We start from the raw sequence: 293 nt of genomic DNA, 5'->3' as shown, positions 1-293 counted from the left end.
TACCGCCCAAATATCTGCCACAACAGCCACAACGGCCGCATCGGTAGCAGGCACGGCAACCACCACCGCAGCCAGCACTGCGGCAGCAGCAACAACCACAGCCGCATGGACTCCAGCGGCAATTGTGGCATCAATAGGATCCTTTGGTGGCGCTGCCGCTATCGGTATCGGTGCAGTAATCGCGGCAATGGCGTTATCCGGTGGCATTGCTGGTAAGCGCAAGAATGGCGGCCCTGTATCTGCTGGAAGCATGTATCAGGTAGGTGAAGGCGGCATGCCTGAAGTCTATCAAG

At 58.0% G+C, this 293-nt stretch carries 1 protein-coding gene; it reads left to right on the top strand.

What is annotated here, in order from left to right:
* Nucleotides 1-293: hypothetical protein (locus tag JEM65_RS22175; protein ID WP_199603939.1), on the top strand; the 293-nt coding region annotated here is incomplete at both ends.

The organism is Gelidibacter salicanalis (assembly GCF_016469035.1).
Lineage (GTDB): Bacteria > Bacteroidota > Bacteroidia > Flavobacteriales > Flavobacteriaceae > Gelidibacter > Gelidibacter salicanalis_A.
The sequence above is the reverse complement of the archived record's forward strand: the minus strand, read 5'-3'. Positions and strand labels throughout refer to the sequence as shown.